This window comes from Pseudomonas sp. S34 (genome assembly GCF_009866745.1).
GTDB classification, from domain to species: Bacteria; Pseudomonadota; Gammaproteobacteria; order Pseudomonadales; family Pseudomonadaceae; genus Aquipseudomonas; species Aquipseudomonas jessenii.
In genome coordinates, this window is sequence record NZ_CP019398.1 from 5,129,403 (window position 1) to 5,154,993 (window position 25,591).

The 25,591-nt window shown below is 59.0% G+C and carries 24 protein-coding genes; 9 read left to right on the forward strand and 15 right to left on the reverse strand.

The window, feature by feature from the left end; translation table 11 throughout:
- Window positions 1–92: 92 nt before the first annotated feature.
- The 9 genes from PspS34_RS22865 to PspS34_RS22905 form a co-directional block, all read right to left on the reverse strand.
- The gene (locus PspS34_RS22865; RefSeq protein WP_150814310.1) at window positions 93–1,028 is read right to left on the reverse strand and encodes a glutathione S-transferase family protein; all 936 of its coding nucleotides are present in this window, start codon (window positions 1,026–1,028) and stop codon (window positions 93–95) included.
- Window positions 1,029–1,116: 88 nt separating this feature from the next.
- A complete protein-coding gene (locus PspS34_RS22870) occupies window positions 1,117–1,437 on the reverse strand; it encodes a GIY-YIG nuclease family protein (RefSeq protein WP_102671038.1) in 321 nt (106 codons plus the stop codon).
- Window positions 1,438–1,477: 40 nt separating this feature from the next.
- Window positions 1,478–1,948: a nuclear transport factor 2 family protein gene (locus PspS34_RS22875; RefSeq protein ID WP_057713404.1), complete on the reverse strand. Its 471-nt coding sequence runs from the start codon at window positions 1,946–1,948 to the stop codon at window positions 1,478–1,480.
- A 111-nt stretch (window positions 1,949–2,059) separates the two neighbouring features.
- Window positions 2,060–3,364: a CynX/NimT family MFS transporter gene (locus tag PspS34_RS22880; RefSeq protein WP_154860476.1), complete on the reverse strand. Its 1,305-nt coding sequence runs from the start codon at window positions 3,362–3,364 to the stop codon at window positions 2,060–2,062.
- On the reverse strand, window positions 3,354–4,013 hold the full coding sequence (locus PspS34_RS22885; RefSeq protein WP_154860477.1) for a FadR/GntR family transcriptional regulator: 660 nt from the start codon (window positions 4,011–4,013) through the stop codon (window positions 3,354–3,356). The genes PspS34_RS22880 and PspS34_RS22885 overlap by 11 nt, the downstream gene beginning before the upstream one ends.
- A 253-nt stretch (window positions 4,014–4,266) precedes the next feature.
- A complete protein-coding gene (locus PspS34_RS22890) occupies window positions 4,267–5,031 on the reverse strand; it encodes an amino acid ABC transporter ATP-binding protein (RefSeq protein ID WP_007989979.1) in 765 nt (254 codons plus the stop codon).
- Between the two features lie 28 nt (window positions 5,032–5,059).
- A complete protein-coding gene (locus PspS34_RS22895; protein WP_057713401.1) occupies window positions 5,060–6,157 on the reverse strand; it encodes an amino acid ABC transporter permease in 1,098 nt (365 codons plus the stop codon).
- Between the two features lie 10 nt (window positions 6,158–6,167).
- A complete protein-coding gene (locus tag PspS34_RS22900) occupies window positions 6,168–7,349 on the reverse strand; it encodes an amino acid ABC transporter permease (RefSeq protein ID WP_057713400.1) in 1,182 nt (393 codons plus the stop codon).
- Window positions 7,350–7,414: 65 nt separating this feature from the next.
- A complete protein-coding gene (locus PspS34_RS22905) occupies window positions 7,415–8,446 on the reverse strand; it encodes an amino acid ABC transporter substrate-binding protein (RefSeq protein WP_008018591.1) in 1,032 nt (343 codons plus the stop codon).
- 469 nt (window positions 8,447–8,915) lie between these two features.
- Here PspS34_RS22905 and PspS34_RS22910 point away from each other — a divergent pair, with 469 nt between their 5' ends.
- The 5 genes from PspS34_RS22910 (at window position 8,916) to PspS34_RS22930 (ending at window position 14,254) form a co-directional block, all read left to right on the forward strand.
- Complete coding sequence (locus tag PspS34_RS22910) at window positions 8,916–9,572, forward strand: alpha/beta fold hydrolase (RefSeq protein WP_154860478.1); 657 nt, start codon at window positions 8,916–8,918, stop codon at window positions 9,570–9,572.
- A gap of 98 nt (window positions 9,573–9,670) precedes the next feature.
- Window positions 9,671–11,161 (forward strand): ATP-dependent RNA helicase RhlB, encoded by a 1,491-nt coding sequence (rhlB, locus tag PspS34_RS22915; RefSeq protein ID WP_090457577.1) that lies wholly within the window; start codon window positions 9,671–9,673, stop codon window positions 11,159–11,161.
- A 138-nt stretch (window positions 11,162–11,299) separates the two neighbouring features.
- On the forward strand, window positions 11,300–12,244 hold the full coding sequence (locus PspS34_RS22920) for an ornithine cyclodeaminase family protein (RefSeq protein ID WP_154860479.1): 945 nt from the start codon (window positions 11,300–11,302) through the stop codon (window positions 12,242–12,244).
- Between the two features lie 150 nt (window positions 12,245–12,394).
- On the forward strand, window positions 12,395–13,522 hold the full coding sequence (locus PspS34_RS22925; RefSeq protein ID WP_090457579.1) for an FAD-binding oxidoreductase: 1,128 nt from the start codon (window positions 12,395–12,397) through the stop codon (window positions 13,520–13,522).
- A 90-nt stretch (window positions 13,523–13,612) separates the two neighbouring features.
- Window positions 13,613–14,254 (forward strand): PAS domain-containing protein, encoded by a 642-nt coding sequence (locus tag PspS34_RS22930; RefSeq protein ID WP_007972668.1) that lies wholly within the window; start codon window positions 13,613–13,615, stop codon window positions 14,252–14,254.
- 134 nt (window positions 14,255–14,388) lie between these two features.
- On the opposite strand, the gene PspS34_RS22935 is transcribed toward PspS34_RS22930, so the two are convergent.
- From PspS34_RS22935 to moaC, 4 genes are all read right to left on the reverse strand, one after another.
- Entirely contained in the window at window positions 14,389–15,165 is a 777-nt protein-coding gene (locus tag PspS34_RS22935; RefSeq protein ID WP_150814303.1) for an ABC transporter substrate-binding protein, read from the reverse strand.
- A 306-nt stretch (window positions 15,166–15,471) separates the two neighbouring features.
- Window positions 15,472–15,924, reverse strand: coding sequence for a molybdopterin synthase catalytic subunit MoaE (gene moaE / locus PspS34_RS22940; RefSeq protein ID WP_007989960.1), 453 nt, complete (start codon window positions 15,922–15,924; stop codon window positions 15,472–15,474).
- Window positions 15,925–15,927: 3 nt separating this feature from the next.
- Window positions 15,928–16,170, reverse strand: a complete 243-nt coding sequence (moaD, locus tag PspS34_RS22945) for a molybdopterin converting factor subunit 1 (protein WP_057713393.1) — start codon at window positions 16,168–16,170, stop codon at window positions 15,928–15,930.
- Complete coding sequence (gene moaC / locus PspS34_RS22950) at window positions 16,167–16,640, reverse strand: cyclic pyranopterin monophosphate synthase MoaC (protein WP_057713392.1); 474 nt, start codon at window positions 16,638–16,640, stop codon at window positions 16,167–16,169. Before moaC ends, moaD begins: the two co-directional genes overlap by 4 nt.
- A gap of 738 nt (window positions 16,641–17,378) precedes the next feature.
- Here moaC and PspS34_RS22955 point away from each other — a divergent pair.
- Entirely contained in the window at window positions 17,379–17,822 is a 444-nt protein-coding gene (locus tag PspS34_RS22955; protein ID WP_154860481.1) for an HIT domain-containing protein, read from the forward strand.
- A gap of 128 nt (window positions 17,823–17,950) precedes the next feature.
- Here the strand turns inward: PspS34_RS22955 and PspS34_RS22960 are convergent, their stop codons facing one another.
- Both PspS34_RS22960 and PspS34_RS22965 read right to left on the reverse strand, forming a co-directional pair.
- Entirely contained in the window at window positions 17,951–19,345 is a 1,395-nt protein-coding gene (locus PspS34_RS22960) for a PhoH family protein (protein ID WP_008050144.1), read from the reverse strand.
- Window positions 19,346–19,681: 336 nt separating this feature from the next.
- Window positions 19,682–20,806: a polysaccharide deacetylase family protein gene (locus tag PspS34_RS22965; protein ID WP_154860482.1), complete on the reverse strand. Its 1,125-nt coding sequence runs from the start codon at window positions 20,804–20,806 to the stop codon at window positions 19,682–19,684.
- Window positions 20,807–21,072: 266 nt separating this feature from the next.
- Here PspS34_RS22965 and yaaA point away from each other — a divergent pair, with 266 nt between their 5' ends.
- The 3 genes from yaaA to alg8 all read left to right on the forward strand — a co-directional run bounded on the left by yaaA (window position 21,073) and on the right by alg8 (window position 25,557).
- Window positions 21,073–21,852 carry a peroxide stress protein YaaA gene (gene yaaA / locus PspS34_RS22970; RefSeq protein WP_159390337.1) on the forward strand — a complete coding sequence of 260 codons (780 nt, stop codon included), beginning with the start codon at window positions 21,073–21,075 and terminating at the stop codon, window positions 21,850–21,852.
- 811 nt (window positions 21,853–22,663) lie between these two features.
- Window positions 22,664–23,980, forward strand: coding sequence for a nucleotide sugar dehydrogenase (locus PspS34_RS22975; RefSeq protein ID WP_057713389.1), 1,317 nt, complete (start codon window positions 22,664–22,666; stop codon window positions 23,978–23,980).
- Between the two features lie 92 nt (window positions 23,981–24,072).
- Window positions 24,073–25,557 carry a mannuronan synthase gene (alg8, locus tag PspS34_RS22980; RefSeq protein WP_174245556.1) on the forward strand — a complete coding sequence of 495 codons (1,485 nt, stop codon included), beginning with the start codon at window positions 24,073–24,075 and terminating at the stop codon, window positions 25,555–25,557.
- Window positions 25,558–25,591 lie beyond the last annotated feature (34 nt).

The following is a 25,591-nucleotide window of genomic DNA, read 5'->3' on the forward strand; positions in this document are numbered from 1 at the left end:
AGCGAGCTTGCTCGCGATGAGGCCAACACAGCCAACAATTTTGTCGAATGTCAGTCCGCCATCGCGAGCAAGCTCGCTCCCACAAAGTTTTTTCAGCAGGCTTCTATCCGGAAACCGAACCGCGGGAAGTGCACATGCACCACACCGCCGCGCTCGTCCTCGCGCCGTACAATCAGTTCTTCGCGGCCGGCAAACAGCAGCTCTCCCGCGACCGGATCAACACCATAGTCTGTGGCCGCGATGACCACCTGCTGACCCACCGTGAACCCGTTGGGATCGACGAATTGCTCATCCGGCAAAGCCGCTGGCGTGGACGTGCGCGCCACTGCCAAAGCCTCCTCGGAACTCATCTCGCTGGATGCGCCATGACCGAAGCCCAACACCCGCGTATGCCATGCATTGACTGCCGGATAAGCTTCGACCAGCGGAGCCGTCACCGGCGTGGCCTTGAGGAACCAGAGGCAATGAGCCAGGGCGAAGTCGGCAATCGACGGCTCGCCAAACAGGTAGTCACCCTCCTCGCGCTGCAACTGCAGCTCCAGACGCGACATGATCGTCGGCCACTGGTGCTTCGCCTGTTCGGTAGACAGTTTTGTCGCGCTACCACCACTGAACAAACCGGCGCGGTCGGCCAGGAACGCCTTGATCGCTTCCTGCGGTAAATTACCGAAACGCACGGCAATCGATTCCGGCTGGAACACCAGGCTCACCGCATGCTGGAACACCACCGAATCAGCCCAGGCGGCAAAGGACGCGACGATCATTTCCTGACCTTCCGGGAAGAACGCCGGCAAGGCCTTTTCCTGCTCCAGTCGCCGGGCAATCAATGCCGTGTCGCAATAGATATCGGCACCGACCTGCAACACCGGTGTCTTGCGGTAGCCACCGGTCAACGCCGTGAGATCCGGTTTTGGCATCACTGGCGAGATCTTCACCGAGCGCCAGGACAAGCCCTTGAAGCCCAGCAACAGGCGGGCCTTCTCGGCAAAGGGGGACGTCGGGTAATGATGCAGAATCAACTCGGACATGCTCGGCTCCGCCGCAAGGATCAGGAGTCCGCAGCTTAGCGCGCAATCACCTGGCAGCCTACAGATCTGCCTGATGGGAACCGATCAGTCAGAGTGATAAGCCAGGGGCGGCGCTCGCTGCGCTCGCCACCAGGCATTCCTTGGCGCTCTTCTTGAGTTTCTTGATCAGCCGCTCCTGACGCAATGCATCGCTTTTGTCGCGACAGCGTTCGGTGTAGACCAGGGCCATGGCCGGGCTGGAAAGAAAGAATCGCGCGCCCTTGCCGCTTTGATGCTTGGCGAAGCGACGTACGGGATCATCGCTGATCCCACAATAGAGCGAACCGTTGGCCGCGCGAACGAGGTAGACGAACCAGGTTTTGCTCGCGGGGGTGTCGGCGTCGACAGGGCTTTCGCTGAGGGTGGTCACGTAACGATCAGGGCTTGAAGGAAAACAAGCCGCGATCTTATCAGCGACTGGCCTGGAATGCCTTCAGCCCCTTCAGGGCCTGTGAGCGAACGGCGTTGCGAACAAGTGGCGTCCAGCCCAGCAGCAGGCCTTTGAAACCCAGGGCCTGACGTGACCATGTCCACAGGTCGAAACTGTCGTGATGCTCGCAGATCTTGCCATCGCGAAAGACAAAGCGTGCCTGGATGTCATTGACCACGGTATTGCCAGTCTGGCTGAACAGATAGGTCGCGACCCAATGGGCGCTACCGATACGATCATCGGCACGGACATGATCGAAGGTCAGGGAGAAATCCTTGGCGCGGGTGGTGAGCATGCACCACATATCGCCAGCATCACGACCACGAAGCTCGCCGAACGCCGGGTCACTGAACACCACGTCATCGGTGTAGCAGGCAGCCATCGCCTCACCGTCGAGACGCTGGAAGGCCTGGTAGAAACGGGTGATCAAGGCGCTGTGGACTTCACTCATGGGCAGACTCCCTGTTGTGCAATGGGTATCGAAAGATTGCCTGCACGATAGTCTGCAAACGGGTCGAACACTATCGGCATTCGCAAGACGAATACCGACAGTGTGCGGGAATCAGACCTTTTCGCTTTCGACCTGCACGTACAACGCACGTCCGGCCCCCAGGCCGGCGAGGATCGCACCAAGGCCGATGACACCGAAGATCCAGCCCACGGCCGTCCAGCCGCCGGTCCAGTCATGCACGATGCCGACCGCGAACGGTCCCATGGACGCCAGGGTGTAACCGAAGCCCTGGGCCATGCTCGACAGGTTCGCCGCAACGTGGGAGTCCCGCGAGCGCAGCACGATCAGGGTCAATGCCAGGCTGAACGTGGCGCCCTGCCCCAACCCCAGCACGATCGCCCAGCCCCACAGACCTTCAATCGGGGCGTACAGGCAACCGAACAGACCGCCGAGGGTCAGGGCCATCACGATCACAATCGCCAGGCGCTGATCCTTGCCGCGCGTCGCCAGCCATGGCGCGGCGAGGGAGCTGACCAGTTGAACGATCACCGAACCCGACAGCACCAGACCGGCCTGGGTCGGAGTCAGGCCGCGCCCGATCAGGATCGACGGCAACCAGCCGAACACGATGTAGGCCAGGGACGATTGCAGGCCCATGTACAAGGTCACTTGCCAGGCCAGCGGATCGCGCAGCAATCCGCGAACCCGGTAGGCGACGTTGTGCGCGCCGTGTTTCTGGCCGACTTGCGGCAACCAGAACAGCGCGGCCGCTAATGCCGGAATGACCCAGAAGCCGAGGCCTATCGCCCAATTTTTGTCGAAGTGTTCACTCAGCGGCACGGTCGCACCCGCCGCCATCGCCGCGCCCAGGCACAGGGCCATGGTGTAGACACCGGTCATGGTCCCGGCCTGTTTCGGGAAGTCGCGCTTGACGATGCCCGGCAGCAACACGCCAATCACGCCGATGCTGGCACCGGCCAGCACACTGCCGGCAAACAGACCGATTTCACCGAACGAACTGCGCAGGATGATCCCGCCCGCCAAGGTCAGAAGAATGCCCAGCACCACCCGCTCCGCACCAAATCGCCGCGCCAGCACGGGTGCCAACGGCGCAAACAGGCCAAGGCAAAGCACCGGCAACGTGGTCAGCAACCCCGCCGCGGACGCCGACAAGCCAAGGGACTTCGAGACCTCGCTGAGCATCGGCGCCATGCTCGACAGCGCCGGACGCAGGTTCAGCGCCACCAGAATCAGGCCCAGTAGCAACAGCCAGGGCCGGTGCAGAACCGGGTGAGCTTGCTGGACCTGTTCGTCATCGGCCTCGGCATCGATCAGCAACTCTTCCAGCTCGGCCGAACGTTTGGGGGCTGTGGATAACTCACTGCGGTGCATGGACTTCTCGGTTTCAAGGTTCATTGATCAACTGCCTCGACAGGGCTTTGGCTCGTTCCGGGTCGCGTTGCTCGACGGCATCGAGCAACGCGATGTGCAGGTCGAACACTTCCTGACGGCGCGGGACGATGTTCAGGATCTGGCGCAATTGGGCGCCGACGACGCTGGAGAAATAGCGATACAACTCGCTGAGGGTCGGGTTGTGTGCGGCGTCTACCAACCGGCGGTGAAACACCAGGTCGCAGGCGATGTAGGTGTCGAGATCGCCGTGATAGTGGCTGCCGCTGACACTCAGGGCCTCGTGCAATGCCACCAGGTCTTCATCGGTTCGGCGCACTGCCGCCAGGCCAATGGCCTCGACTTCGAGGATGTGCCGGGTTTCCCGGGCCTGCTCAAGAGAACAACGGGACAGCGCCTTCAAAGTATCGAGCGGATCGACCACCGCCCGCAGGTAACTGCCGTCGCCCTGACGGATTTCGATCAACCCGGAAAACGCCAACACGCGCATGGCTTCGCGCACGGTGTTGCGACTGATGCCCAGCTCGGCGGACAACTCAGGCTCGGTGGGCAAGCGCTGGCCCACGACCCAAGTGCCCTGGTTGATGCGCAGGCGCAACTGATCCAGGGCCTGATCGACCAGGGATCGTTTCACTAACGGAGAAATTTCTGACATGGAATTCGCCCTTTCATCCAATCATAGGATGAATTTTCTGACATGTTAGTCAACATATCCCAGAACGGCAACAGCCCCCCTTGTAGGAGCGAGCTTGCTCGCGATGGTCGTCAACGATAACGCTGGTTGGCAGGTACCCCGCGGCGCTCTCCAGTCCATCGCGAGCAAGCTCGCTCCTACAGGGGTATGAGTTTTCCGCAGGCAAAAATAAACCCGGAACTCAGTCCGGGTTTATTTCAGTGCCTGGGGTTGATCAATGCAGGATCTGGCTCAGGAACAGCTTGGTGCGCTCGTTCTGCGGCTTGTCGAAGAAGTCGTTCGGCGCAGCCTGTTCGACGATTTCGCCCTTGTCCATGAAGATCACGCGGTTGGCCACGGTACGCGCGAAGCCCATTTCATGGGTCACGCAGAGCATGGTCATGCCGTCTTCGGCCAGGCCGATCATGGTGTCCAGCACCTCTTTCACCATCTCCGGATCGAGTGCCGAGGTCGGTTCGTCGAACAGCATGATCTTCGGCTTCATGCACAGCGCGCGAGCGATCGCCACACGCTGTTGCTGACCGCCGGACAGTTGCCCCGGGTACTTGTGCGCCTGCTCCGGAATGCGTACGCGTTCCAGGTAGTGCATGGCAATTTCCTCGGCCTTGCGCTTGGGCATCTTGCGCACCCACATCGGCGCCAGGGTGCAGTTCTGCAAGATGGTCAGGTGCGGGAACAGGTTGAAGTGCTGGAACACCATGCCGACTTCACGGCGGATCGCTTCGATCTGCTTGAGGTCGTTGGTCAGCTCCACGCCATCGACCACGATGCGGCCCTGCTGGTGCTCTTCCAGGCGGTTGAGGCAGCGGATGGTGGTGGATTTTCCGGAACCCGACGGGCCGCACAGCACGATACGCTCGCCCTGCTTGACGTTGAGGTTGATGTCCTTGAGTACGTGAAACTGACCGTACCACTTGTTCACGCCCTGCATCTGAATAATGCCTTCAGGGCTCACAGGCTGTTTGATTGCTTCGCTCATCACAAAACTTCCTAAATTAGGTAGCGACTTAGCGCTTGTGGCCAGTGTCGAGCTTGCGTTCCAGATGCATGGAATAGCGCGACATACCAAAACAGAAAATCCAGAACACCAGGGCGGCGAACACATAGCCTTCGGTGGCCATGCCCAGCCATTTCGGGTCGGCGGCGGCTTGCTTGACGCTGTTGAGCAGGTCGAACAGGCCGATGATGATCACCAGGCTCGTATCCTTGAACAGCGCAATGAAGGTGTTGACGATGCCGGGGATCACCAGTTTCAGGGCCTGCGGCAGAATCACCAGACCCATGCTGCGCCAGTAACCCAGGCCCATCGCCGCCGCCGCTTCGTACTGTCCCTTGGGAATTGCTTGCAGACCACCGCGCACCACTTCGGCCACGTAGGCCGACTGGAACAGGATCACGCCGATCAGCGCCCGCAGCAGCTTGTCGAAGTTCATGCCTTCCGGCAGGAACAACGGCAGCATCACCGAGGACATGAACAGCACCGTGATCAACGGCACGCCGCGCCAGAACTCGATGAAGGTCACGCAGACCACGCGAATCGCCGGCATGTTCGAACGACGGCCCAGCGCCAGGACGATCCCCAGCGGCAACGCACCGGCGATGCCGACGGTGGCAATCACCAGGGTCAGCATCAGGCCACCCCACTGGCTGGTCGCCACGGCGTCCAGACCCAATACGCCGCCATGCAGCAGACACCAGGCAATGATCGGGTACAGCACCAGGAAGCTCAGCCCGTACACCGCCTTATGGTGAAAGCGCGAGATGAACAACGGCGCCACGCCGACAATCGCCAGCCACACCGTCAGGTCCACGCGCCAGCGCAGTACCGGCGGGTAGTAGCCGTACATGAACTGGCCGAAGCGCTGTTGGATGAACACCCAGCAGGCGCCCTCCTTCGTGCAGTCGGCCTGGCTGGTGCCGACCCAGTTGGCGTCAAGGATCGCCCACTGCAGGATCGGCGGTACCACCAGGTAGATGAGGTAGAACGCAAACAGGGTCAGCAGGGTGTTGAGCCAGCTGGAGAACATGTTCGCGCGCATCCACGCCATCGGGCCGAAGACCTTGGCCGGCGGTGGCATGTCGGGTTTGAAAGTATGAGTACTCATGCGCTTTTCCTTACCGCTCGATCAGCGCAATGCGCTTGTTGTACCAGTTCATCAGCAGGGAAATGCTGATACTGATCGCCAGGTACACGCTCATGGTGATGGCAATCACCTCGATCGCCTGGCCGGTCTGGTTGAGCACGGTCCCGGCAAACAGCGAGACCATTTCCGGATAACCGATACCGGCCGCCAGCGAGGAGTTCTTCGCCAGGTTCAGGTATTGGCTGGTCAGCGGCGGGATGATCACGCGCAGGGCTTGCGGGATGATCACCTTGCGCAGGGTCGGACCGTTGCGCAGGCCGAGGGAATGCGCCGCTTCGGTCTGGCCGTGGCTGACCGACTTGATGCCAGAGCGCACGATCTCGGCGATGAACGCCGCGGTGTACACGGTCAAAGCCAGCGTCAGCGCCAGCAGTTCCGGGATCAACACCCAGCCGCCGACGAAGTTGAAGCCTTGCAGCTTCGGCATTTCCCAGTGCACCGGTGCACCGAAAATCAGCGCACACAGCGCAGGGATGACCAGGAACATCGCCAGGCCAACCCAGAACTTGTGGAACGGCACACCGGTGGCTTCGAAGCGCTTGGTGGCCCAGCGGCTCATCAGCACGATGGCGACGATGGCGACTACAACACTGGTCATAAACGGCCAGAAGCCGTCCGCCATCAACGCGGCCGGCATGTTCAGGCCACGGCTGCTGACGAAGAAGGTGTCGCCGAAGTTATGACTGTTGCGCGGCCCCGGCATGGTCAGGAACACCGCGAAGTACCAGAACAGGATCTGCAGCAGCGGCGGAATGTTGCGGAAGACTTCCACATATACCGTCGCCAGCTTGGCGATGATCCAGTTCTTCGACAGCCGCGCCACACCCACGATGAAACCCAGGATCGTCGCCAGGATCACGCCGATGAAGGTCACCAGCAAGGTGTTGAGCAGACCAATGACAAACACCCGGGCGTATGTGTCCGCTTCGGTGTAGTCGATCAGGTGTTGAGCGATGCCGAAACCGGCACTGCGCTCCAGAAAGTCGAAACCGGAGGTGATGCCCCGGTGTTGCAGGTTGGTCTGGGTGTTATCGAACAGATACCAGCCCAGCGAGACCACCGCGATAATCGTGATGATCTGGAATACCCAAGCACGCACGCGTGGATCGCTGAGGCTGAGCCTCTGCTTTGGTGCGCCGATTGAATTTTGCATGAAGTGCCCCGGAAATAATGGAACAGAACATCACCCGGTGGTTGGCCCACCGGGTGATAGAACCATCAGCGCACTGGTGGTGCGTATTGAATGCCGCCAGCGTTCCACAGAGCGTTCAGCCCGCGGTCGATTTCCAGCGGAGTGCTCTTGCCGAGGTTTTTCTCGAACACTTCGCCGTAGTTGCCGACTTGCTTGATGATCTGCACGACCCAGTCTTTCTTCACTTTCAGGTCTTTGCCGTATTCACCGTCGGTACCCAGCAGACGGGCAACGTCAGGGTTCTTGGTGCCCTTGGCTTCGGCTTCGACGTTCTTCGAAGTGATGCCGGCCTCTTCAGCGTTGAGCATGGCGTAGCCAGTCCAGCGCACGATGGCCAGCCACTCGTCGTCGCCGTTACGCACGACCGGGCCCAGAGGTTCCTTGGAAATGGTTTCCGGCAGAACCACGTAATCCTTCGGCGAAGCCAGCTTGCTGCGCTGGGCGAACAGCTGGGACTTGTCGGAGGTCAGAACGTCGCAACGACCGGATTCCAGCGACTTGGCGCTTTCATCGGAGGTGTCGAAGGTGATCGGGGTGTACTTCAGGCCGTTGCCGCGGAAGTAGTCGGAAACGTTCAGCTCGGTAGTGGTACCGGCCTGGATGCAGATGGTTGCACCGTCCAGTTCCTTGGCGCTCTTGACGCCCAGCTTGTTGTTTACCAGGAAGCCGATACCGTCGTAGTAGGTAATGAAGCCCGGGAATTTCAGGCCCATGCCCGCGTCACGGGAGCTGGTCATGGTGGTGTTGCGCGACAGAATGTCGATTTCGCCGGACTGCAGCGCGGTGAAGCGCTCCTTGGCGTTCAACTGGCTGAACTTGACCTTGGTCGCGTCGCCGAAGACTGCCGCCGCTACTGCACGGCAGTAGTCAGCATCGATACCCACGATCTTGCCGGTGGAATCCGGAACCGAGAAGCCTGGCAAGCCATCGCTGACGCCACACTGCACGAAACCTTTCTTCATCACTGCATCCAGGGTTGCGCCCGCCTGGGCAAACCCGCTGACACCGAGTACTGCGGCTGCAGTCACGATAGCCAGGGTGGATTTCAACATCTTCATTCAAACCTCCAGTTTTGCTCTTGTTGTGTCGGAGCGTGAGTCCTGTCGCACCCTTTTGAGGCGTAGTCGACCCGTGTTGGCTTGTTTTGGGGGTCAACCGACGTAAGACGTTAGCTATGAGTCTAGTAGGAGAAAATCCACGTCATGGAAAACTCACTCTCACCAGTCGGCCGAACGGGCTGTAGCCCTTTCACGTTCGCGAAGCCCCATATCGGCCTTTGGCGAACATCCATCACCGGATTCTTTTCAATCCCACTAATAACCTTGGCCTGATAGTGTTACCGACAGGCGTGGGATTTTTCATACAGACTTCGCCATAGCAAAGCCCGTACCACACTGCTCTCCGAAGCGGTTCAGCTGCAGGTCAATAGCAAAACTTGTAACCTTGCGACATCTTCGTAACTGATCAACCAGACACGCACTCAGCCTTAGCACTCAATGAGAGCGCACGCACAATTTTGGAGCAGCCATGACCAACCCCTTGATTCTTGAACCCGTCAAGACCGCAGATGCCTGCGTTATCTGGCTGCACGGCCTGGGTGCCGATCGCTACGACTTCCTGCCAGTGGCCGAAGCCCTGCAGGAAACCCTGTTGAGCACCCGCGTTGTTTTGCCCCAGGCGCCGAGCCGCGCCGTCACCATCAATGGCGGATACGAGATGCCGAGCTGGTACGACATATTGGCCATGAGCCCCGCGCGCGCGATCAACCGCGAGCAATTGGAAGAATCTGCCAACTGGATCATCGAACTGATCGAAACGCAGAAGGCCAGCGGAATAGACGCCTCGCGGATTTTCCTGGCAGGTTTTTCACAGGGTGGTGCGGTGGTGCTCCACACCGCGTTTCTGAAATGGCAGGGACCACTGGGTGGCGTACTCGCCCTCTCCACTTATGCACCGACCTTCAGTGACCAACTGGAAATGTCCGCCAGCCAGCAGCGCATTCCAGTGCTGTGCCTGCACGGCCAGTACGACGATGTGGTGCAAAACTCGATGGGGCGCAGCGCCTACGAGCATTTGAAGCTGCGTGGTGTCACCGTGACATGGCAGGAATACCCAATGGGTCACGAAGTGTTACCCGAAGAAATTCGCGACATCGGCGTCTGGCTCGCCGAGTGCTTGCGTTAAGCATTTCTGTTTAAAAGCGCCCTTTGATCCATCCCACTACGCCGCGCCCGATTCTTGCATTACACTGCCCGGCGTACATTCCTTAACCAATTGATGAGATGACCGTGCTCAAAGCACTCAAGAAAATGTTCGGTAAAAGCGAGACTGAGCAACTCGCGCCAGTCCCCAGCGCTCCGTCTCACGCTCCCGGCCACCGCACCGACGGCAATCAGTCTGAACGGACCGCCACCACGACTGCACCCAAGCACGAGCCGAAGACCGTAGAAGACGCCCAGCCTGCGGCGATCACAGCCCCGGAGCAGCCGCGCAGCGACACGCCGAAACCCGCCAAACCGCGCCGCGAACCCAAGCCCAAGGCACCGGTCATCCCATGGAAACTCGAAGACTTCGTCGTCGAACCCCAGGAAGGCAAGACCCGCTTCCACGATTTCAAACTCGCCCCTGAACTGATGCACGCCATCCAGGACCTGGGCTTCCCGTATTGCACGCCGATCCAGGCACAGGTGCTGGGCTTCACCCTCGCGGGCAAAGACGCCATCGGCCGCGCCCAGACCGGTACCGGCAAGACCGCTGCGTTCCTGATCTCGATCATCACCCAGTTGCTGCAGACCCCGCCGCCGAAAGAGCGCTACATGGGTGAGCCACGGGCACTGATCATCGCGCCGACCCGCGAACTGGTGGTGCAGATCGCCAAGGACGCCGCCGACCTGACCAAGTACACCGGCCTCAACGTCATGACGTTCGTCGGTGGCATGGACTTCGACAAGCAGCTCAAGCACCTCGAAGCCCGCCACTGCGACATCCTCGTGGCCACGCCGGGCCGCCTGCTGGACTTCAACCAGCGCGGCGACGTGCATCTGGACATGGTCGAAGTGATGGTGCTGGACGAAGCCGACCGCATGCTCGACATGGGCTTCATCCCGCAAGTGCGCCAGATCATTCGCCAGACGCCGCCGAAGTCCGAGCGCCAGACGCTGCTGTTCTCCGCGACCTTCACCGAAGACGTGATGAACCTGGCCAAGCAATGGACCACCGATCCGTCGATCGTCGAGATCGAATCGCAGAACGTTGCCAACGAAAACGTCGAGCAGCACATCTACGCGGTGGCCGGTGCCGACAAGTACAAGCTGCTCTACAACCTGGTCAACGACAATGGTTGGGAGCGGGTCATTGTCTTCGCCAACCGCAAGGATGAAGTGCGGCGCATCGAAGAACGCCTGGTGCGCGACGGCATCAACGCCGCGCAACTGTCCGGCGACGTGCCGCAGCACAAGCGCATCAAGACCCTCGAAGGCTTCCGCGAAGGCAAGATCCGCGTACTGGTCGCCACCGATGTCGCCGGTCGCGGTATCCACATCGACGGCATCAGCCACGTGATCAACTTCACCCTGCCGGAAGTGCCGGACGACTACGTGCACCGCATCGGTCGTACCGGTCGTGCGGGTGCCGACGGTGTGTCCATCAGCTTTGCCGGTGAAGACGACTCCTACCAGTTACCGTCCATCGAGGAAAAGCTGGGGCGCAAGATCAGCTGTGAAACGCCACCGACGCATCTGTTGCGGGCGGTTGAGCGCAAGCGTCCTCATTAAGCGACGCTGAAAAGACAAGCGCAGCCGGAAACGGACTGCGCTTTTTTTTCGCCCGGCTTTTTTTCAACAGGAGCTTGCTCGCGATAACTAAAAGTCCATAATAGACAAATTAGTTTAATTCAAACTCCGGAGCCGACCATGTCCAGCACGCCCCAAGTGATCCCCCAAGCCCAGGCTCGCGAGCTACTGGCGCAGGTCGATGTACCGCAGATCCTGCGCAAACTGTTCCGCGAGCTGGCCGCCGGGCAGGCCGTACAACCGGCGCAGCAACTGGTGGAGTTTCCACAGGGCGCCGGCGATTTCATCAACTACCTGGGCGTGTTGGCTGAAGACGGCGTGTACGGGATCAAGACGTCACCGTACATCGTCCGTGAACAGGGGCCATTGGTGACTGCATGGACGCTGCTGATGTCGATGCAGACCGGCCAGCCGCTGTTGTTGTGCGATGCCGGAGAACTGACCACCGCGCGCACGGCGGCCACCACCGCCGTGGCGGTCGACGCCCTCGCGCCACTCACAGCCAATCGCCTGGCCATCATCGGCAGCGGTAAAGTGGCCCAGGCGCACCTGCACTATGTGAAAGGCTTGCGCGACTGGCAGAGCATCAGCCTGTACTCGCCTAGCCTTAACGAAGATGCCGAAACCGTGAGCCTGCTGAAAAACATCGAGCCACGCCTGAACATCGTCGACAGCCGCGAAGCTGCCGTTCAGGATGCCGACGTGATCATGCTCTGCACCTCGTCCGCCGGTCCGGTGATCGATCCGTCGAGCTTGCGCAAACCGGCGTTGATCACCTCCATCAGCACCAATGCGCCGCGTGCCCACGAAGTGCCGCCGCAGAGCCTCAACGACATGCAGGTGTTCTGCGACTATCGTCTGACCACCCCGGGCTCGGCCGGTGAAATGCTGATCGCCGCCGAACGGCACAGCTGGGACAAGGGCGCGATTGTCGGCGACCTGCCCGACCTGCTCAGCGAGAAGGTGCAGCGCCCCGACTACGACCGTCATGTGTTTTTCCGCTCCATCGGCCTGGGCCTGGAAGACATTGCGCTGGCCAATGCGATCTATCGCCTATCTCACTGACACCACCACTCATCTGTGGGAGCGAGCTTGCTCGCGATAGCGTCAAGTCAGTCGACATCCATGCTGAATGATTGACCGCAATCGCGAGCAAGCTCGCTCCCACAGAAAATTTCTTCACCATAGGCATTTACGCCCCATCAGGAGACGTTCATGAGCCAGGCAGATTTCATCATCATCGGCGGCGGAATTGCCGGTGCTTCCACAGGTTTCTGGTTGTCGCAGCACGGCCGCGTGATCGTGCTCGAACGCGAATCCCATCCGGCCTATCACTCCACCGGCCGTTCGGCGGCGCTGTACACCGCGGCCTACGGCACCCCGCAAGTACGGGCGCTGACCCTGGCCAGCCGGGACTTTTTCGACAACCCGCCCAGCGGTTTCTGCGAACACCCGCTGCTGACCCCGCGGGGCGAAATGACCGTGGACTTGACCGGCGACCCGGACGAACTTAACAGGCAATACCAGAGCGCAAAAACCACGGTCCCGGAGATGCAATTGCTTGGCGCCGACGAGGCCTGCGCGCTGGTGCCGATCCTGCGCCGGGAAAAGGTCCACGGCGCCATCTACGACCCGACCGCCAGCGACATTGACACCGATGCCCTGCACCAGGGCTATTTGCGCGGTATCCGCCGCAACCAGGGCGAAGTGCATACCGACAGCGAAGTCGTCGGCCTGAGCCGCGACGGCCAAGGTGTATGGCACGTTCAGACCAACAGCCAGACGTTCAGCGCGCCAATCATCATCAACGCCGCCGGCGCCTGGGCCGACAAGATCGGCGAACTGGCCGGCGCCAAACCCCTGGGCCTGCAACCCAAACGCCGTGCCGCGTTCATCTTCGCCGGCCCCGAAGGCGTGGACATCCACCATTGGCCGATGCTGGTCAGCCTCGATGAATCCTTCTACATGAAACCCGACGCCGGGATGTTCCTCGGCTCGCCGGCCAACGCCGACCCGGTGGAACCCCACGACGTGCAGCCCGAAGAGCTGGACATCGCCATGGGCATCTACCAGATCGAAGAAGCCACGACCCTGACCATTCGCCGCCCGACCCGCACCTGGGCTGGCCTGCGCAGCTTCGTCAGCGACGGCGACCTGTTGTCCGGCTTCGACCCACAGGTAGCGGGGCTGTTCTGGGTCGCGGCACAAGGCGGTTATGGCATCCAGACCTCGCCGGCCATGGGCCAGGCCAGCGCGGCACTGGTGCGCGGTGCCGCGTTGCCCGAATCGCTCGGCCGTTTCGGCCTGAATGCCGAAATGCTCTCCCCTGCCCGCCTTGGCTGATCCTGATCCTCAGGTGACGAGCCCACACGATTACGGCACACTTTCAGCGCCCCTTTGATGGGGCGCTGACGCTGCCTGGAGTTCCACTGTATGAACGCCCCCGAAAAAGACTCGGCCCTGGACGACACGTCCCTGGATAACTTCCACGCGATAGCCGACGCCATCGCCACGTTGTTTTTCCCCCACGCCGAAGTGGTGCTGCACGACCTGCGCACGCAAAAGGTCGACTACATCGCCAACAACCTGTCCAAGCGGGAAATCGGCGACGACTCGGCGCTGGAAGACATGCTCAGCGACGATGTCAGCGAACGAAATATCGGGCCGTACGAAAAGCTCAACTGGGATGGTCAGAAGATTCGCAGCCTCAGCACGGTGCTACGGGACAGCGAAGGTCATCCGCTGGCGGTGCTGTGCATCAACCTGAATATTTCTCTGTTCGAGAATGCCAAGGCCGCCCTGGACCTGTTCCTGTCGCCGACCAAGCTGATCCCGCAACCGGATGCACTGTTCCGCGATGACTGGCAGGAGCGGATCAACACCTTCCTCCACGCCTGGCTGCGCGAACGTCAGTTGAGCCTGAATCTGCTGACCCGCGACCACAAGCGTGAGCTGGTGCTGGCGTTGCACGCCGAAGGCGCGTTCAAGGGCAAAAGCGCCTCGAACTACGTGGCCAATGTGCTGAACATGGGCCGGGCGACGGTGTACAAGCATTTGAAGGAATTGAAGGGCTAGGCCCTGAGATTTGTATTGCTTGATCTGGCCTCTTCGCGAGCAAGCCCGCTCCCACACTGGTTCTGCGTCGAACACAAAATCTGTGTTTGGTAGAGATCCATTGTGGGAGCGGGCTTGCTCGCGAAAGCGGACTATCAGTCGCCGTAAATGTCGGACTTGAAGTACTTGTCCGAAATCTTCTGATACTCACCACTGGCGCGAATGCCATCAATGGCCGTGTTCAGCTCGCTGACCAACTCGGTGTTGCCCTTGCGCACGGCAATCCCGGCACCCTCGCCCACATATTTCGGATCTTTCAGCTCCGGCCCGACAAAGGCGTAACCCTTGCCTCGCGGCATCGACAGGAAGTCATTCAGTGGAATGGTGTCGGCAAAAATCGCGTCGAGGCGACCGGCGGCCAGATCCATGTAGATTTCTTCGTTATTGCTGTAGCGCTTGACGTTGATGCCCTTGGGCTCGAACACCTCGGAGGCGTAACGGTCGGTGGTGGTGGCGCGCTGCACACCGACAGTCTTGCCCTTGAGGCTGGCGTACTGGTCATCCACCACCGCGCCGTCCTTCATCACCAGACGCGACGAGGTGAAATAGTACTTGTGGGTGAAGTCCACCGACTTCTTGCGGTCTTCATTGATGGTCATGGACGACAGCGCCATGTCGATTTTCTTCACCTTCAGGGAAGGAATCAGACCGTCGAACTCGCCTTCGACCCACACACACTTGGCCTTCATCTGTGCGCACAAGGCATTGCCGATGTCATAGTCGAAACCGACGATTTCGCCTTTGTCGGTTTTCGAGGCGAACGGTGGATACGCCGCTTCGATACCGATGCGCAGGGTTTTCTCGGCGGCGAACACAGAGCTGCACGCCAACAGGCTCAGGGCCAGACCGGTAATGAGGGGGAACTTCTTCATGTTCGTTTTCTCGCGGTTGTTGTTGGTTTGGCAAGACAGAAGAAAAAGCTGAAACGGGTGGAAACCTTTTTTGTACTTATAATTCCATACTGGACTTTTATGTATGCATCGTCAATGAGGTAAATGCAGCTCGCGCCGGCCGGTGGTCGGGTGGTGGTTCTGCAAGGTATTGGGTGAGTCGGATGTCCCCTTCGCGAGCAAGCCCGCTCCCACAGGGTTCTGTGTCGTACACAAAATTTGTGTTCAACCAGATCCATTGTGGGAGCGGGCTTGCTCGCGAAGACGGACTAAAGAACGCCGCAGAAACTACTGCTTCCAGCGATCCGCCGCCGCATGATCACTGTCACGCCCCTCGACCCAACGCGGCCCGTCACTGGTGTTTTCTTTCTTCCAGAACGGCGCACGGGTTTTCAGGTAATCCATGACAAAGGCGCAGGCGTCGAATGCCGCCTGACGATGGGCGCTGGCCGCGCCGACGAAGACAATCGGCTCGCCCGGCTCCAGGGCGCCGATGCGGTGCAGCACTTCCAGCTTGAGCAGCGGCCAGCGCTGCTCTGCCTCGATGGCGATCTTGCCCAACGCTTTTTCAGTCATGCCGGGATAGTGTTCGAGGAACATCCCGGCCACGTCGAGGCCGTCATTGAAGTCGCGCACGTAGCCGACAAAACTCACCACTGCACCCACGCCGACATTGGCATCGTGCATGGCATTGACTTCGGCCCCAGGGTCGAACGCCGTGGACTGCACGCGAATCGCCATGGTTCAGCCTCCGGTCACAGTCGGAAAGAACGCCACTTCATCGCCGTCGCTGACCGGCTCGTCGAGCTGGCACAGGTCTTCGTTGCGGGCGCACATCAGGTTCTGCTCGCTCAACACCTCGGCACCGTCACGTTGGGCCAACAGTGCGCGGACGTCGTCGACGGTGGCGAAGTTGCCTTCTACTTTCACCGAATCCAGACCCAACGCTTCACGATAACGGGCGAAAAACTTTACGGTAACGTTCATGACTGCTCCGCCTGGAAATGTCCGCTCTTGCCGCCGACCTTCTCCAGCAAACGCACGCTTTCGATGGTCATACCACGGTCCACGGCCTTGCACATGTCGTAGATCGTCAGCGCGGCGACGCTGGCAGCGGTCAGGGCCTCCATCTCGACGCCGGTCTGCCCTGACAGCTTGCAACGCGCCACGATGCGCACCGAATCCTCGCCTTCGGCACTGAGCTCGACCTTGACGCCGGTCAGCATCAGCGGATGGCACAGGGGAATCAGATCGCTGGTTTTCTTCGCCGCCTGGATGCCGGCAATGCGTGCCACGGCAAACACATCACCCTTGGGGTGGCCGCCACTGACGATCATCTGCAGGGTTTCGGGCAGCATGCGCACCAGCGCTTGAGCGGTCGCCTCACGGAACGTCACGGCTTTTTCAGTGACGTCGACCATGTTGGCGCGACCTTGGGAATCGAGATGAGTCAGCACGGGATTACTCCTGATCAGGAGCGTCGATTGTAAACCTGCGGGTCAGATTTCCGCACGCACGAATATCGGCTCACACAATCCCCCTGTAGGAGCGAGCCTGCTCGCGAAAAACGCAGGAACAACGCGGGCATTCAGACAACACGCGTTATCGTTGACGTCCATCGCGAGCAGGCTCGCTCCTACAGTTGGATTTGTGTTGGGCATAAAAAACCGGGTGACCTCGCGGCCGCCCGGTTCCGGTGGACAGTTACAGATGCGATTCATTATTAAGCTTACAAGCATTACCAAATAACAGAAACACATGTAACAAAATCCTACTGAAAATGCACTTTTTTGACATCGCCGAACGACTCAACCTTGTTCACCAGTTGATAACTTACTGATTATCCTATAACAAATCTCGACGTAAGAACTCTCCGAAAGTCCGCACCCATAACCTGCCGTGAAACTTCCTACAACTGAATGATTGACCGAGTTGTTAATTCGAGAAAAACTGACCAACAAAATTCACGACCCTACAAACTCAAGTCAGTGGTATCACAAAAGGTCATTGGCACGCGAATTCAGTAAATCCAACATCCAAGTCTACGCTATTGCTCCCGGCGCAGTTTCCGGCAGTCATCAGCCAGGATCTCCTGAAGAAATCATGAACACGCGCCCTTTTCTGCCGACCTCCGGCAGGAGCTCAACGGCGCGGGCCCTACACGCTAACCATGGTTGGCACACGGAAGGTTAGTCATGTCAGCACGGACAATTTACTCAGGAAAACACATCATGATCTCTCATTGCCGGGACTGTGACATCCCTGGCTACATGATTATTTCTCTTAAGCGGGACATAACAAGACTTGCAGAACTAAGCGCAGAGGAAAGTGCCGAACTGATGAGTGGGCTAGCATTTACGGAGCGAGCGTTAAACACTCTATTTTCTCCTGAAAAAATATACATAATGCGTATTTCCGAGCTCAATCATGAACTGCATTTTCACGTTTTCCCCAGGTATGCTTCCGTGACCAAGTTATATTTGTCGGAACACAATGAACATATTATTGATGGCCCCTTCTTTTTCAGTTGGGCGCGAAAAAAGTTTAGTAGCTCACAGCCTGAGCCGACCCAAGAGGTATTGAACGCTCAATCAATTCTTACGGAAACCCTCAAGGGCTATTTTTCGCAACCTCTGTAAACAAGACTGCTTTCGCCCCAGGCTTTGCAGAAACACATTCATCGGTATTGGGTCTGCCCTGAGGCACAGCCTTTACCTCGCGTACAAAAAACCGGGCGACCTTGCGGGCGCCCGGTTCCGGTGGACAGTTACAGATGCGATTCGGCGTATTCGGCCAGGATCGAACGTGGTACCCCTTGCAAGGTGATATGCACCCCGTTCGGGAAGTCCTTGAAGCGTTCAGTGAGGTAGGTCAGCCCGGAGCTGGTCGCGGACAGGTAAGGGGTGTCGATCTGTGCCAGGTTGCCCAGGCACACCACTTTGGAACCGGCACCGGCACGGGTGATGATGGTTTTCATCTGGTGCGGCGTGAGGTTCTGGCATTCGTCGATCAGAATCAGGCTCTGCTGGAAGCTGCGGCCCCGGATATAGTTGAGGGATTTGAACTGCAACGGCACTTTGCTGAGGATGTAGTCGACGCTGCCATGGGTGCTTTCGTCATCCATGTGCAAGGCTTCGAGGTTGTCGGTGATGGCGCCCAGCCACGGCTCCATTTTTTCCGCCTCGGTACCGGGCAGGAAGCCGATTTCCTGATCCAGGCCCTGCACGCTACGGGTAGCGATGATGCGACGATAACGTTTGCTGACCATGGTCTGCTCGATCGCAGCGGCCAGCGCCAGGATGGTTTTACCCGAACCCGCGGCACCCGACAGGTTGACCAGGTGGATATCCGGATCGAGCAAGGCGTACAACGCCAGGCTCTGATAGATATCACGCGGTTTGAGGCCCCAGGCTTCCTGGTGCAGCAGCGGTTCCTGGTGCAGGTCGAGGATCAGCAAGCGGTCCTCTTCAATCTCCTTGATCCAGCCGACAAAGCCCTGTTCATCAATGATGAATTCGTTGATGTGCACCGCCGGCAGGTTGTCGATCAATTGCACCTGATGCCAGGTGCGGCCGTGGTCCTGACGGGTTTCAACCTTGCTCACGCGGTCCCAGAAAGAGCCGGTCATGTTGTGGTAGCCATTGGGCAGCAAGGACACGTCATCGACCAGTTGGTCGGTGCTGTAGTCCTCGGCCGCGATTCCGCAGGCGCGCGCCTTGAGGCGCATGTTGATGTCTTTGGTGACCAGCACCACGGGCTTCTTCGGATCGCGCGCGTGCAGGTCGATCAGTTGATTGATGATTTTGTTGTCGTTCAGGTGCTCGGGCAGAATCAGGTTCGGCTCGGCATGCTTGCTCATCAAAATTGACAGCAAACCCTTGGGTCCGCTTTTGCCACGCTGGATCGGCACACCCTGCTCGACGTCCTCGGGTGAGGCATCGCCCAGAGTCTTGTCGATCAGGCGGATGGCCTGGCGGCATTCGGCGGCTACGCTGTGATGCCCGCTCTTGAGCTTGTCGAGCTCTTCAAGCACGGTCATCGGGATCGCGACGTGGTGTTCTTCGAAGTTAAGCAGCGCGTTTGGATCGTGAATCAATACGTTGGTATCGAGTACATAAAGGATTGGCTGGTTGGAAGAAGAGCTACGTCCGTGATCATCCATACTCGGTCACCTTTGTGGGAGCCATTCGACGCAATACCTTGACGGTGCTGCGCCTCGAAGTGACTGCCGAATACACCTGCGGGGACTCAAGTGTTCTGCATACATGCGGGGTCTTGGAAGACGCCACCTGTGTTGCAGGTTTCGGCGGTCTGTCTTCGTAATACTCCAAAACGTGTGACAGAAAAAAGTACTTTGACGCTTTTTTGAAGTTTATTTTGCAGATTGACCAATAGCACTTGGCGGACTGCCATCACCCGTTTAAAGTCGGAAGTCCACCTGCAACGAATCCCCTTCCAAAATTGCCAAAAACCCAATGTTTACGGGGTTTTGTCATTTTCAGCGAAACGCATCCTGGCAATCCTCCCAGCCGATCCCGACAGGCGCCGTTTGCGTGACCAGCCACGGCAACGCCGTTTTCACTGAATCCTGTTTCACATTGAAATTGATCACTCCGTGCCGCCACAGCAGCATCAGGGTCAGCACCCGTTGCGCACTCGGGTTGCCCTTGAGTTTGCCGGCACCATCCTGGGCGTCGATGTCCCACAACGCTACCTGCAACCCCTGAGTCTTGAAGAAGCCTTCGGCATCGGAACGGCGCTGGCCATCGGGCGGACGGAACAGGGGCACGTAGTTCTCCGGCAGCTTGCTCTTGACCAGTTCGGCGCTGCGGCGCACCGAGTCCTGCCAGTCCTGCCAGTGGCTGTGGGAACGGAACTCCCAGCCTTGTACGCCGATGCACTGGCTCGAGTAGGTCGCTTGCAGGTTACTCACCGAATGTTCGGCCAAACGGGCCTGGATGTCCTTGCCGAGGACGAAGAACGTCCCGCTCAGGTTCGACTTGCGCAGGTACTCGGCGACCCAGGCGGTGTTATCCGGTGCGGCGTTGGCCGCGCTGTCGAAGGTCAGCAGAAACAGCCGGTCATGCATCCCGCCGCCGCTGCGCTCATAGTCGCCAAAATGATCGACTTCGCTGCTGGCTTGCGGGAACAAAGCGGCCTTGTGCAACTGTTCGTCCAGGTACTGGGTGTGGAACACGCGGCTCGGCTCGGCCCACTTGATGTAATAGCTGTCTGCGCCGACCTGGAATTTGGCAGCCTGCTCGCGCAAGGTGGGCATGTCTTCGACCAGAAAACAGAAGGAGGCATCCTGGTCGCAACTCTGTTGGGCGAAGTTGTAGTTGGCCAGCAGCCGTTGCCACATGCGCTGACGAACCCGGTCGACCGACTCCAGATTGATCGTGCGCAGGCCCAGGCGCTGGGCCAGGGCGGGTTCATCCAGCGACTCGCTGGCCAACAGGACACTGGAAAACATGAGGATCTCGGCCCTGGACGCCACGTCGAACAGTGTCGGGTTGCCGAGTTTCTCCGGCCAGGTGCTGCGATCGAGCGTCGCCACATCGCCCGGAGCCGCGATGGCGCCGAAGCTCAGTAGCCAGATCGAAATGAGAAAAGCGATACGCAATGGGATGTCTCCATAACAAAACCCGCGCGGCACTATAGCTGATCCAGACACACCTCCTGCAGCAACACCGAACCACTGTGGGAGCGGGCTTGCTCGCGAAAGCGGTGTATCAGTCGACATTTTCGCTGAATGTCATACCGCATTCGCGAGCAAGCCCGCTCCCACAAGGGGTTGGTGGCGAACCGGCCATCACCTATGGACGCGATAGCTGGAGTCAACGAGGACAACCCCCTAGAATCGCCGCCACGATTAAAGGAGACGACTTCATGCTGATGGTGATTTCACCCGCCAAGACCCTCGACTATGAAACACCGCCGGCGACCCAGCGCTTCACCCAGCCGCAGTACCTCGACCACTCCCAGGAGTTGATCCTGCAATTGCGCGAGCTGACGCCCGCGCAAATCAGCGAATTGATGCACGTTTCCGACAAGATCGGCGGGCTCAACGCCGCGCGTTTCGACAGCTGGACGCCCGCGTTCACCCCGGAAAACGCCAAGCAGGCGCTGCTGGCATTCAAGGGCGATGTGTACACCGGCATGAATGCGCAAACCCTCAGCGAAGCCGATTTCGATTACGCCCAAAAACACCTGCGCATGCTCTCGGGCCTCTATGGCCTGCTGCGCCCGCTGGACCTGATGCAACCCTATCGCCTGGAAATGGGCACCAAACTGGCCAACGCTCGGGGCAAGGATTTGTATGCCTTCTGGGGCACGCGCATCAGCGAATGGCTGAACGAAGCCCTGGTCGATCAAGGCGATGACGTGCTGCTCAACCTGGCGTCCAACGAGTACTTCTCGGCCGTCAAACGCAACGCCTTGAACGCGCGCATCATCAATACCGAATTCAAGGACCTGAAGAACGGCCAGTACAAGATCATCAGCTTCTACGCGAAAAAGGCCCGTGGCTTGATGAGTCGCTTCGTCATCGAAGAACGCATCAACGACCCGGCCACCCTCAAGCAGTTCGACGTTCAAGGCTATCGCTACAGCGCCGAACAGTCCAAGCCGGACAATCTGGTGTTTCTACGCGATCACGCACCAGAGTGATACATCCGGTCGGCGCACGACCTCCACAAACCCTCGTGCGCCGACCCTTGATTCACTTCAGACTTCCCCGCCATTTCGCCATTTTTTTGGCGCCATAAAAACACCAGCTGATTTTCTAACTTTAGTTTCACTCGACTTCAATCATTTTTTTGCGTAGTGGCACTGACTTTTTTTAACAGTAGTGGCAAAAAACTATCCGACCCAATTATCCGCCTATATATAAAGGGCGAAACGGTAAGTGCTATCAATTTGAGAGCAGTGCCATCTTTCTCAATATTTCAAGAAATTTCAGATTTCGCGATGAGCGGGCTGGAACTATGTCCAAACGCGCCGCTCATACCACCGGTAACGATTCTCGCCGAGCGTGTACGAGATAACTTACGCAGATAAGCGATTCGTGTAGCGAAGTTGTAATATTAACTTGCGCTGACTAATCACCGATTTGGACAACAGCAATCGGACAGGAGATAACGCGGTATGACTATCCCCTACAAGGCCACGACAGCGCCCCTATAAACGTGCTCACCCGAGCACCCAACCGCTTGATCTACGGGCTTTCGGCCTGACATCAGGCGTGCAAGGCCGTTGCGCCTGCATCCTCCGAAAGAGGGATCGGCTGCATAACAGGGCAAATCATAATAACAAGGCCTAGTTGCGCACACCTTGAGTGCATTTATTTAGACACTCGTAACTTATATGCCATCACAGAGCATTGTCGTGCCTGTAAGGCACACTTGCGAGTGCACTAAAACACGCTGAACACCATTAACTCCGGCCATCTAATGGCTTGATCAATACAGAGGTAATTGCGATGCGCATCAGCATTTTTGGTTTGGGTTACGTCGGCGCAGTATGTGCCGGTTGCCTGTCTGCACGGGGCCATGACGTCGTTGGCGTCGATGTGGCCAAAGACAAGATCGATATGATCAATGCCGGCAAATCGCCGATCGTTGAACCAGGCCTGGGTGAACTTCTGGCCCAAGGCATCCAGACAGGTCGTCTGCGTGGCACCACCAACTTCGCCGAGGCGATTCGCGACACCGACCTGTCGATGATCTGTGTGGGCACGCCGAGCAAGAAGAACGGCGATCTGGAACTGAACTACATCGAGGCAGTGTGCCGCGAAATCGGTTTTGTCCTGCGTGACAAGACCACCCGCCACACCATCGTGGTGCGCAGCACCGTACTGCCGGGTACCGTGGCCAATGTGGTCATCCCGATTCTCGAAGACTGCTCCGGCAAGAAGGCCGGTGTTGATTTCGGCGTGGCCGTGAACCCTGAGTTCCTGCGCGAAAGCACCGCCATCGCCGACTACGACCAGCCGCCAATGACCGTCATCGGTGAATTCGACAAGGCGTCCGGCGACGTTCTGCAATCGCTGTACGAAGAGCTCGACGCACCGATCATCCGCAAGGACATCGCGGTCGCCGAGATGATCAAGTACACCTGCAACGTGTGGCACGCCACCAAGGTCACCTTCGCCAACGAAATCGGCAACATCGCCAAGGCGGTCGGCGTCGACGGTCGTGAAGTGATGGACGTGGTCTGCCAGGACAAGACCCTCAACCTGTCCCAGTACTACATGCGCCCAGGCTTCGCCTTCGGCGGCTCGTGCCTGCCAAAAGACGTGCGTGCCCTGACCTACCGCGCCGGTTCCCTGGACGTGGAAGCCCCGTTGCTCAACTCGCTGATGCGCAGCAACGAATCCCAGGTGCAGAACGCTTTCGACATCGTTTCCAGCCACGACAAACGCAAAGTCGCCCTGCTGGGCTTGAGCTTCAAGGCCGGCACCGACGACCTGCGCGAAAGCCCGCTGGTCGACCTGGCAGAAATGCTGATCGGCAAGGGCTATGACCTGAGCATCTACGACAGCAACGTCGAGTACGCCCGCGTTCACGGTGCGAACAAGGACTACATCGAGTCGAAGATCCCTCACGTCTCGTCCTTGCTCAACTCCGACTTCGACGCGGTGATCAACAACTCCGACGTGATCATCCTCGGCAACCGCGACGAGAAGTTCCGCGCGCTGGTGCAGGAAGTTCCACACGGCAAGCAAGTGATCGACCTGGTCGGTTTCATGTCCAAGGCCACCAGCGTGACTGGCCGGACTGAAGGTATCTGCTGGTAAAGCAGCCGCAAGCTTCAAGCTCCAAGCCGCAAGTTCAAAGCTCCTCGCTTGGGGCTTGAAGCTTGGGGCTTGCAACTGACTTTAGGATTCCGATTATGCACAGGCTAAAACACGGCCTACTCCAGGCCGCCGGTTGGCTGTTCTACCTGAGTTTACTGATGGGCCTCGCCATGGCGCTGCCCGTGTCCACGTTCGACTCCGAGTCGAAGGACTTCATTTTCCTGATTGGCGCCGTGGGTATCTGGCGCTATTCGATGGGTGCCACCCACTTTGTGCGCGGCATGATTTTTCTGTACATCGTCTACCCGCACCTGCGGCGCAAAGTGCGCAAGCTGGGCAAAGCGGCTGACCCGTCCCACGTGTTCCTGATGGTCACCAGTTTCCGCATCGACGCCCTGACCACCGCACAGGTCTACAGCTCGGTGATCCGCGAAGCCATCGACTGCGGCCTGCCGACCACCGTGGTCTGCTCCATCGTGGAAATGTCCGATGAGCTGCTGGTCAAAAGCCTGTGGAAACGGATGAACCCGCCGTCCCGGGTCAAGCTCGACTTCGTGCGCATTCCCGGCACCGGCAAACGCGATGGCCTGGCCTACGGCTTCCGCGCCATCTCCCGGCACCTGCCGGATGATCGCGCCGTGGTCGCGGTGATCGATGGCGACACCGTGCTGGCCGAAGGCGTGGTGCTCAAGACCGTGCCGTGGTTCCAGATGTTCGGCAACGTCGGCGGCCTGACCACCAACGAATTCTGCGAAGTGCGCGGCGGCTACATCATGAGCGAATGGCACAAGCTGCGTTTCGCCCAGCGCCACATCAACATGTGCTCGATGGCCTTGTCCAAGCGCGTGCTGACCATGACCGGCCGCATGTCGGTGTTCCGCGCCACCGTGGTCACCAACCCGGACTTCATCGCCGACGTGGAAAGCGACTCGCTGCAACACTGGCGCCTGGGTCGCTTCAAGTTCCTTACCGGCGATGACAAGTCGAGCTGGTTCAGCCTGATGCGCCTGGGCTACGACACGTTCTACGTGCCCGACGCGGCGATCAACACCGTTGAACACCCGCCGGAAAAGAGCTTCATCAAGGCCAGCCGCAAGCTGATGTTCCGTTGGTACGGCAACAACCTGCGGCAGAACTCCCGTGCCCTGGGCCTGGGGATCAAACGCCTCGGCGTGTTCACTTCGGTGGTGCTGTTCGACCAGCGCGTGTCGATGTGGACCTCGCTGCTGGGCCTGACCGTGGCGTTGATCGCCAGCTTCAAGTACGGCACCGCGTTCATCCTGGTGTACCTGCTGTGGATCGGCATCACCCGGTTCATCCTGACCTTGTTGCTGTCGTGCTCCGGACACCGGATCGGCCCGGCTTACCCGGCGATTCTCTATTACAACCAGATCGTCGGCGCGCTGGTGAAGATCTACGTGTTCTTCCGCCTCGACCAACAGTCCTGGACCCGCCAACCCACGTCTCTGACCCGTGATCTCGCCAGCTTTCAACGTTGGTTCAACACTTGGTCGTCTCGGACCATGACCTTCTCTGCCGGCAGCATTTTTGTCGCCGTGCTGCTGTTGATGGTCTGACCGCCCCCTTATTGAATTAACCAGGAAATCGCCT